The organism is Priestia sp. D3YE.R1 (assembly GCF_049199565.1).
Taxonomy (GTDB): domain Bacteria; phylum Bacillota; class Bacilli; order Bacillales; family Bacillaceae_H; genus Priestia; species Priestia aryabhattai.
This window is the reverse complement of the sequence record NZ_JBLTHW010000004.1, coordinates 295,571-304,118: the sequence shown is the minus strand read 5'-3', so window position 1 is coordinate 304,118 and position 8,548 is coordinate 295,571. Positions and strand designations below refer to the sequence as shown.

Genomic DNA, 8,548 nt, shown 5'->3' with positions numbered 1-8,548 from the left:
CCCGTCCGCCGCTAACGTCATAGAAGCAAGCTTCTAATCAGTTCGCTCGACTTGCATGTATTAGGCACGCCGCCAGCGTTCATCCTGAGCCAGGATCAAACTCTCCGAAGAAATGTTCGACTTGCTCAATTTAAAAAATAAAAATTAACGTTGACGTTTGTCGCTTTGTTCAGTTTTCAAAGTTCAACCGCCGCTCTTAAGCGACTTTACTATCATAACAAGTTGCAACCTAGTTGTCAACAAGTTTTTTTATTTATTTATCACTTCGATGTTTGCTTCAGCAGTTCATCTTAGCGACATTTAATAATATACCATGCCTTCTTTTATTGTGCAATAGTTTTTCTATATATTTTTAAAAACTATTTTCTTGTACACGAAACGTTAGCCAATTAATAGATACTAGCATATCTAGATACAAACTAGCATAATGTCTATTAAATCATTATCCGCCAAGGAGGCGTTCACTTGGATACCTTAATTGCAGCTGCACTCTATTTGTCCTTTTGTATGTCTATTCTCTTAATTTCACTTGCTTATTGGGAATCAATTCAAATGTCTAATAAAGAAGGCAAAGTCAACGGCCTTTCATTTATTTCACTTTCAACATTCAGCATGATTTTTTGTTTGTTTACTTCATATTTTTATACCATTCTTTATTAACATGATGTTACGTTGTCTTCTTATAATAAGGAGACATTTCTTTATTTTATTACAATATTCGCATTCGGTATACTTACTTATTGAAATCAATACGATAAATTTAGTTCCCCCCTTCTTCATACGTGCGGTGGACAGTGAAGGAATTTGTCGAATGATTTTTTGGAACACTTTCTTTAAATTTGATAAACTACCTTTAGAAAACGCTTTCATATATACTTTAACATTATTCAAGGAGGAAACCAAATGAAACCATTGCTTGAATTAACGGTTGGAGAACTTTTAAAAGAAAGTACAAAAAAGTTTGGGCATCAAGAAGCGGTTATCTACTCTGAACAAAATATTCGCTATACGTACGCAGAGTTTTATCAAGAAACCTCTCGAGTTGCAAAGGCACTTCTAGCCACCGGTCTCAAAAAAGGCGATCATATCGCTATCTGGGCTACCAATGTGCCAGAATGGTTACTTCTGCAATTCGCAGCCGCTAGAATAGGCGCTGTTTTGGTTACCCTTAATACAAGCTACCAGTCCTCTGAATTAGAGTATGTATTGAGTCATTCTGATACAGCAGCGCTATTTTTCATTGATGAATTTAAAAGCACTTCTTATACGTCTATTATCACCAACATTGAACATAATCTTCCCAAACTAAAACATCTTATAAACTTAAGTGGATCAAGCGAACATACTTCTTGGAACGAGTTCTTAATGAGTAGCTCAATGGTATCGGATGAGATTCTCGATAAGTATGAGCAATCCTTACATATCCATGAAGTTATCAATATGCAATATACTTCCGGAACAACAGGTTTTCCAAAAGGAGTTATGCTAAGTCACCATAATATAGTAAACAACGGCTTTTTAGTTGCTCAGTCTATGAAACTGACTAACGAAGACCGCTTATGCATCCCAGTTCCTTTCTTTCATTGTTTTGGATGTGTGCTGGGCGTTCTAGCATGCATATCCGTAGGTGCTACTATGCTACCGATTATTGAATTTCAGCCTTCCTCTGTTTTACGCACCGTAGAGAAAGAAAAATGTACAGCTCTTCACGGTGTACCAACTATGTTTATTGCGGAATTAAATGCACTTGAGTTTAATCAATATGATTTATCTACTCTTCGCACAGGAATCATGGCTGGTTCTAATTGTCCAGCAGAAGTAATGAAGCGAGTTATACATGACATGGGTATCAACGAAATTACCATCGCCTATGGTCAAACCGAAACATCTCCCGTAATCACCCAAACAACTCCAACTGATTCGATCGAGCGGCGAGTACAAACGGTTGGCAAAGTGCATGATCATGTACAGATTCAAATTATTAATCCAGTTACAGGTAAACAAGCTTCTTTCGGAGAACAAGGAGAACTTTGTGCAAAAGGATATTTAACAATGAAAGGATATTACAAAATGCCGGAAGAAACAGAAAAAACAATTGTAGAAGGCTGGCTACATACAGGTGATTTAGCTACCATCGATAAAGATGGCTATGTAAAAATTACAGGACGCCTAAAAGATATGATTATTAGAGGCGGAGAAAATATTTACCCAAGAGAAATTGAAGAGTTTTTATATAGAATACCCGAGGTAGAAGATGTGCAAATTGTCGGTATTCCTGATCCAAAGTATGGAGAACGAGTTGCTGCATGCATTAAACTCAAGCAACATTCTTTTCTTACCGCTCAAGAAATCAAAGACTTTTGCAAAGGTAAGCTTGCTCATTTCAAAATTCCCGAATATATTTATTTTATAGACGACTTTCCCATGACGGCATCCGGCAAGATTCAAAAATATAAATTAAAAGAAAAGATCGTAGCGCTTTATAAATAATCAGATTTTTTTGAATTTCACCTGTCATTATGAAGAAAAGTTTACTATACTGATACATATCTGTTTTTCTTCTTTCATACAGATATAAACAACAATGTCTATTGAAATAGGTGAAAATAATGGAAAATGAAATGTTGCTCAAATTAGGTATTTCTGCTGTACTTGGCCTTATTATTGGAATTGAAAGGGAACTAAAACGAAAGCCTGTTGGTTTAAAAACATCTCTCGTAATTTCCATTATTAGCTGCTTACTCACGATTGTTTCGATTGAGTCTTCTCAAATTTTTAATAAAGGTGACCATATCACAATGGACCCGCTTCGTCTGGCTGCTCAAATTGTTTCTGGAATTGGTTTTTTAGGAGCGGGTGTTATTTTACGAAAAGAAAATGACAGCATCTCCGGGCTTACAACAGCGGCTATTATCTGGGGAGCAGCAGGTATAGGCATTGCGGTAGGTGCAGGGTTTTATCCTGAAGCTATTACCGGAGTTGTACTGCTCATCATCAGCGTTGAACTTCTTCCTTTCCTTATTACTATTCTAGGGCCTAGGCAACTGCGCGAGAAAGAGCTTATTCTTCAACTCAAGCTGGCTGATAAGCACAATATTTTTGATACAACTAACAGCATTAGAGAAAAGAATATTACGATAAAAAATATTCGAATCAAAGATTTAGACACCAATGAATTATATATACGTATGAAAGTGTCAGTTAATAATCAGCGTCCTACTACNATAAAAAATATTCGAATCAAAGATTTAGACACCAATGAATTATATATACGTATGAAAGTGTCAGTTAATAATCAGCGTCCTACTACAGAAGTGTATTACGAGATTCAAAAAATCAGCGGTATTCGTAGTATTGAAGTTGAAAATGTATAAATAAAAAACGGCCAATTGGCCGTTTTTTTATTTATATTTTTCAATCTGTTGTAAAAATTCCCTCTGTTTTACTAGAGACAGCCGGTATTGATCATCGATAATTTCTGTTAATAACTCATGTTTACGGCTCTTTGATACATTCAATCTGTGGATAAGAACTCTGCATTCATACAAAAACTGTGTATACTGTGTGTAACTCTCATCATAAGTTGAAGATAATTCTTCTTTAATTCGTTTTGTCAACAAAGGACTAGCGCCATCTGTGGATATTGCTAGCGATAATCTCCCTCTAGAAAACTGTGCAGGAATTTGAATATTTCCATCAGAAAAACTGCTGGCCATATTAACCAACTGATCATTTTTAATATGCTGTTTAACAAACTTATTCACAGCTTTATCATTTGTAGCTACAACAATAAAAAAAACATTAAGTAAGTCTTCTTCTCCTAGTTTTTTTCTTTTTACACGGAGCTGATTTTTAGCTTCCCACTCACTTATTTCGGCTGAAACAGTTGGAGCAACCACTGTAATGGCTGCTCCTTCTTGTAAAAAACCTTTAATTCTACGAGTTGCGATTGTTCCGCCTCCAACTACTAAGACCGAACGATCCTTTAAATCAAGCATAACGGTATACATCGTATTGATTTCCTTTGCTCGATAATAACGTTTTTACTTGATGACTTAAAATGTGTGCAAGTCCATCATGATAACCTAGGTAGTTGGCTAAGATAAACTGCTGGTCATCTGTTGATAACTGCTCCAATTCTTCCTTAATTTCGTTCATTAAAATACCGGTAAACAAAAGGTAAGGAAGAACGAATACTTGCTTATACGAAGTTTGTTTAGCAAGGTGCAGGCCTTCTTTTAAATTAGGAGCAGCGGCAGCTAAATAGCATGTGCTCACTTCTTTAAAAGCTCCTTTACCTTTTAGCAGTTGAGCTATTTCGTTAAAATCTTTTTTTACAGCAGGATCACTGCTTCCTCTGCCGACCAGCAATACCATCGAATCTTCATGCTTATCCACGTTGGTTTCATTGATTCTCTCTACTAAGATATCAACAATTCGTTCGTCTACGCCGAACGGTTCTCCGTACAGCACTTCTACCTGTGGATAGCGTTCATATACTTTGTGTATTTCTTCAGGTATATCATGCTTTGCATGCGCAGCTGTTAATAACAGCAGCGGCACAATTGCAATACGAGTAGCACCTTGTTCAATACACGCTTCAAATCCTTGTTCAATAGTAGGGTAAGCTAGTTCTAGGAAACAAACTTCTTGAATCGGTACATCTAGATTTTTTTTACACCTTTCAATAAAAGCAACTGCCTGATCAGCGCCTTCTTTTACGCGGCTGCCATGGCAAACATATAAAACTGCATCCATATAATCAACCTCTTTAGTAAGCTTCTTGTGCATACGAATAGTAATGCTGTCCATTCTTCTCAAACCAATTCAACCGATCATGAAAATTCACAACTTCACCAACGATAATCATACTGGGATTTTCAATTTGTTCTTCTTTAACAATATCAACAATTGTACCAAGAGTTCCAGTTACAGTGCGCTGGTCCTCACATGTGCCCCAGTGAATCAATGCAATTGGCGTAGCTGAGGTTTTTCCATGTTTCATTAACTGTTGACAAATGTACGGTAAGTTCCTCACTCCCATATAAATGGCAAGAGTATCTACACCTTTGGCTAGGCTGTCCCATTTGATTGCATCATGCTCGCTGTCTTTACGGTGTCCTGCTACAAAAGCAAAGCTTGCGCTGTATTCCCGGTGAGTGACAGGGATTCCTGCATAAGCAGCGGCTGCGATACCTGATGTAATTCCTGGAACAATTTCAAATGAAATGCCCTGTTGCACGAGAGCTTCTGCTTCTTCCCCTCCGCGTCCGAAAACAAATGGATCCCCGCCTTTTAAGCGCGTTACAATTTTTCCCTTTTTAGCGAATTTCACTAAAAAGTTATTGATTGTTTCTTGCTTGAGGGTATGGTAGTTTGGAAGCTTTCCGCAGTAAATAATATCAGCATCACTTTTAGCATACTCCAGCAGGTTCTTATTCACTAAACGATCATATAAGATAACATCTGCTTGCTGAATTGCTTTTAACCCTTTTAATGTAATTAAATCTGGATCTCCTGGTCCTGCACCGACTAGATATACTTTCCCCATGAATGCCTTTCACCCTTCCATCATTTCCACGTCTCCGCAGCGCTCCCACATTTTAATTTGAATTAGAACAGCGGACAAAGTCCGCTGTCATTTAGATGAATTTTCGGTTAGCTAAATATTCAATCACAGTTTGTACACATTCTTCTACAGACTGTGTGCTTGTATTAATTGTTACTTCAGGATTAGCCGGTGACTCATACGGAGAATCAATTCCTGTAAAATCACGAATTTCTCCGCTTCTTGCTTTTTTGTAAAGGCCTTTTGGATCTCTTTTTTCACATTCTTCTAACGGACACTCCACATATACTTCCAAAAATTCATTCCCCTCTAAGATCTCACGCACTTGAGCGCGGTCTTCTTGGAATGGAGAGATAAATGCTGTTAGTACCACTTGACCGCTGTCTACGAACAGCTTAGAAACCTCACCGATACGGCGAATATTTTCTGTACGATCTTCAGCAGAAAACCCTAGATTCTTATTTAAGCCAAAACGAACATTGTCACCATCTAATACATAATTGCGAATTTTTTTATCAAAAAGCGCTTTTGCCACTGCGTTTGCCACGGTAGATTTACCTGAACCCGAAAGACCCGTAAACCATAATACAAAACTGTGATGATTATTTTGCTCGCGTCTTTCCTCTTTTGTAATTCCAGCATCATGCCACGTAATGTTTGTTGATTTGCTCACTTCAACCGCTCCTTATTTTGAAGATACTTTTTGTTTTGCTAATCCTTTAATTAACACTTCAATTACTTCTTTACGGCTGAATGTGCTTGGTGGCACTTCTCCGTTACGAAGCATTTCACGTACCTTTGTTCCAGATAGAATCATATGATCTTCTTTGCTGTGAGGGCATGTTTTCGTTGATGCCATCGCTTCACACTTCTTGCAGTAGAAGCTGTGTTCAAAGAATAAAGGTGTAATTCCTAATTCATCTGCCGTAAAGTTACTGAAGATTTTTTGTGCGTCATATGTTCCATAGTAGTCACCAACACCAGCGTGGTCACGGCCTACAATGAAATGCGTGCATCCAAAGTTTTTTCGAACCATTGCATGGAAAATAGCTTCTCTAGGTCCAGCATAGCGCATTGCAGCAGGGAAAACTGCCAAAGCTACACGATCGCTAGGATAATAGTTCTCTAAAAGTACTTCATAACTTTCCATACGGATATCTGCTGGGATATCATCTGACTTTGTTTCTCCTACAAGTGGATTTAAAAACAGGCCGTCTACAATTTCTAATGCTGTTTTTTGAATATATTCATGCGCACGGTGAACAGGGTTACGAGTTTGGAATCCAACAACCGTTTTCCAACCGCGCTCTTCAAATGCTGCTCTTGTTTCAGTCGGATCTAGATAATATTTTTCAAAACGCGTTTTAGGCGTACGTTCTACAAGTACGATTGGACCTGCTACATATACATTTGGGCGTTCCATCATTTTCTTCACACCAGGGTGGGCAAGTTCTGCTGTGCGGTACACATTTTCCGCTTCTTTTTCTTTATTTGGCGTATATACTTCAGAAACTTCTAGAACCCCATATGTCACACCGCTTTGAACTAGCTTTACTTTGTCGCCAATGTTTAATTCTTTAGCTTGCTCTTCTGTTACGGGAAGAGTAATAGGAATACTCCATACAGTTCCATCTGCTAGACGCATATTTTCAACAACTGATTGATAATCTTTCTCTCCTAAAAACCCTGTAATTGGGCTGTAAGCACCAATTCCAATTAGTTCTAAATCACTTAGGGCCATGTTGTCTACTTCAATTTCTTTTGTTAGTGAAGTGTAGTCATATGTTGGTTGATATAAATTAATTAATTCTCCACCGTGTGCTTGAATTGTTGTCATTTTGTAAAATCCTCCTTAAGTAATTAACGCAATATAATAAAAAGCACTTGAATCACGCAGTCATTTTTTCTTTTTCCGACTGCAAGCTTGCTCTTTTTCTTCTAGTCGTTCTAGCTAAGCTTAGAACACCTGCTGTGGCAATGCAGCCACTAGCTAGCACCACAAATGAATATAAGTCGCTTTCAAGTACTAATTTCACAAGAACATATGAGATTACGAGTGAAAATACAGGGGATACCACCCAAACCTTTAACATTTGAATGACCACTTCGCGCTGTTCTTTCGTAAATCCCGTTTTCGCTGCCCCTATTCCAATAATAGAAGATGTAGTGACCTGTGTAAGCGGTACTGGCAAACCAAAAAGTGAAGCTGCTGTAACAAGAGAAGCACCAGTACCCGAGATAATACAACCTTCTCCTACAGAATAGCGAGTAATTTTTTTTCCGTTTGTTTCAATAACTCGGCCTCCTAATAAAAGAGCTCCAAGCGCCACTGCCAATCCTCCTGATATGACACCCGTTGTAGCATCCATTAATCCAGCTCCTACCAGCGGACCGACAGCATTTGCCACGTTATTCATTCCAGCTGAGAAGGCTTCAAAGAATCCCGTCGCTATAACTAAAATCGTTAAAACTCTTTTCCAATTTCCCTCTGCTTCCTTTTTATAGGCTCTGCGTTTCATCACTTTTCCAATCAAAAAAGCAATGACAAATGAAACCAGCGGAACAATAATCCAAAAAGACATTACAACTAAAAGTTTTTCCACATACAGAGATTGATAAGCTACTCCTACTCCAACAACTGAGCCAACCGTTACTTCACTTGTTGATAGAGGGATACCAATTAAATTTGCGAAAAAGAGTGACAGCGTTGCAGCAGCCAGAATGATAATAACTAATTCTACTGACAGCAATTTTTCAGGTATGATACCTGAACTGATAGTTTTTACCACCTCACCGCCTCCGATAATGGCTCCGAGCACAATACCTACAGCACAGATGAAAAGGGCTACTCTTCGCTTTTTAATCGCACCGGAGCCGTATGAAACGCCCATAGCAGCTGCTGCACCGCTTGCCCCAATATTCATTGCAAAAAAAAGTGCAATGATAAAGGCAACATATAAAAGCATCATTTATTCAGCT

9 protein-coding genes and 1 rRNA gene are annotated in these 8,548 nt (G+C 38.1%); 3 read left to right on the top strand and 7 right to left on the bottom strand.

Annotation, left to right across the window (positions count from 1 at the left end; all coding sequences use genetic code 11):
- Positions 1-111, bottom strand: a 16S ribosomal RNA gene (locus tag ACOZIR_RS23260); the annotation flags it as partial.
- A 354-nt stretch (positions 112-465) separates the two neighbouring features.
- Here ACOZIR_RS23260 and ACOZIR_RS23255 point away from each other — a divergent pair.
- The 3 genes from ACOZIR_RS23255 to ACOZIR_RS23245 all read left to right on the top strand — a co-directional run bounded on the left by ACOZIR_RS23255 (position 466) and on the right by ACOZIR_RS23245 (position 3,374).
- Entirely contained in the window at positions 466-660 is a 195-nt protein-coding gene (locus tag ACOZIR_RS23255) for a hypothetical protein (protein ID WP_013059575.1), read from the top strand.
- A 243-nt stretch (positions 661-903) separates the two neighbouring features.
- On the top strand, positions 904-2,490 hold the full coding sequence (locus ACOZIR_RS23250) for an AMP-binding protein (protein ID WP_045291549.1): 1,587 nt from the start codon (positions 904-906) through the stop codon (positions 2,488-2,490).
- A 119-nt stretch (positions 2,491-2,609) separates the two neighbouring features.
- Positions 2,610-3,374, top strand: coding sequence for an MgtC/SapB family protein (locus ACOZIR_RS23245; RefSeq protein ID WP_421535839.1), 765 nt, complete (start codon positions 2,610-2,612; stop codon positions 3,372-3,374).
- 27 nt (positions 3,375-3,401) lie between these two features.
- On the opposite strand, the gene ACOZIR_RS23240 is transcribed toward ACOZIR_RS23245, so the two are convergent.
- The 6 genes from ACOZIR_RS23240 to ACOZIR_RS23215 form a co-directional block, all read right to left on the bottom strand.
- Positions 3,402-4,010 (bottom strand): NAD(P)-binding protein, encoded by a 609-nt coding sequence (locus ACOZIR_RS23240; protein WP_045291550.1) that lies wholly within the window; start codon positions 4,008-4,010, stop codon positions 3,402-3,404.
- The gene (locus ACOZIR_RS23235) at positions 3,991-4,758 is read right to left on the bottom strand and encodes a sirohydrochlorin chelatase (RefSeq protein WP_045291551.1); all 768 of its coding nucleotides are present in this window, start codon (positions 4,756-4,758) and stop codon (positions 3,991-3,993) included. The genes ACOZIR_RS23240 and ACOZIR_RS23235 overlap by 20 nt, the downstream gene beginning before the upstream one ends.
- Positions 4,759-4,771: 13 nt before the next feature.
- Positions 4,772-5,551 carry a uroporphyrinogen-III C-methyltransferase gene (gene cobA / locus ACOZIR_RS23230; protein ID WP_045291552.1) on the bottom strand — a complete coding sequence of 260 codons (780 nt, stop codon included), beginning with the start codon at positions 5,549-5,551 and terminating at the stop codon, positions 4,772-4,774.
- Positions 5,552-5,642: 91 nt separating this feature from the next.
- The gene (gene cysC / locus ACOZIR_RS23225) at positions 5,643-6,242 is read right to left on the bottom strand and encodes an adenylyl-sulfate kinase (protein WP_340141689.1); all 600 of its coding nucleotides are present in this window, start codon (positions 6,240-6,242) and stop codon (positions 5,643-5,645) included.
- A 12-nt stretch (positions 6,243-6,254) separates the two neighbouring features.
- Positions 6,255-7,406 (bottom strand): sulfate adenylyltransferase, encoded by a 1,152-nt coding sequence (sat, locus tag ACOZIR_RS23220; RefSeq protein ID WP_014457931.1) that lies wholly within the window; start codon positions 7,404-7,406, stop codon positions 6,255-6,257.
- 52 nt (positions 7,407-7,458) lie between these two features.
- A complete protein-coding gene (locus tag ACOZIR_RS23215) occupies positions 7,459-8,538 on the bottom strand; it encodes an inorganic phosphate transporter (protein ID WP_081356331.1) in 1,080 nt (359 codons plus the stop codon).
- Between the last annotated feature and the right edge of the window lie 10 nt (positions 8,539-8,548).

Coding starts and splice junctions, on each gene's coding strand:
- ACOZIR_RS23240 (WP_045291550.1), bottom strand. CDS start 4,010: ATGTATACCGTTATGCTTGATTTAAAGGATCGTTCGGTCTTAGTAGTT.
- ACOZIR_RS23250 (WP_045291549.1), top strand. CDS start 904: ATGAAACCATTGCTTGAATTAACGGTTGGAGAACTTTTAAAAGAAAGT.
- cobA (WP_045291552.1), bottom strand. CDS start 5,551: ATGGGGAAAGTATATCTAGTCGGTGCAGGACCAGGAGATCCAGATTTA.
- ACOZIR_RS23215 (WP_081356331.1), bottom strand. CDS start 8,538: ATGATGCTTTTATATGTTGCCTTTATCATTGCACTTTTTTTTGCAATG.
- ACOZIR_RS23235 (WP_045291551.1), bottom strand. CDS start 4,758: ATGGATGCAGTTTTATATGTTTGCCATGGCAGCCGCGTAAAAGAAGGC.
- sat (WP_014457931.1), bottom strand. CDS start 7,406: ATGACAACAATTCAAGCACACGGTGGAGAATTAATTAATTTATATCAA.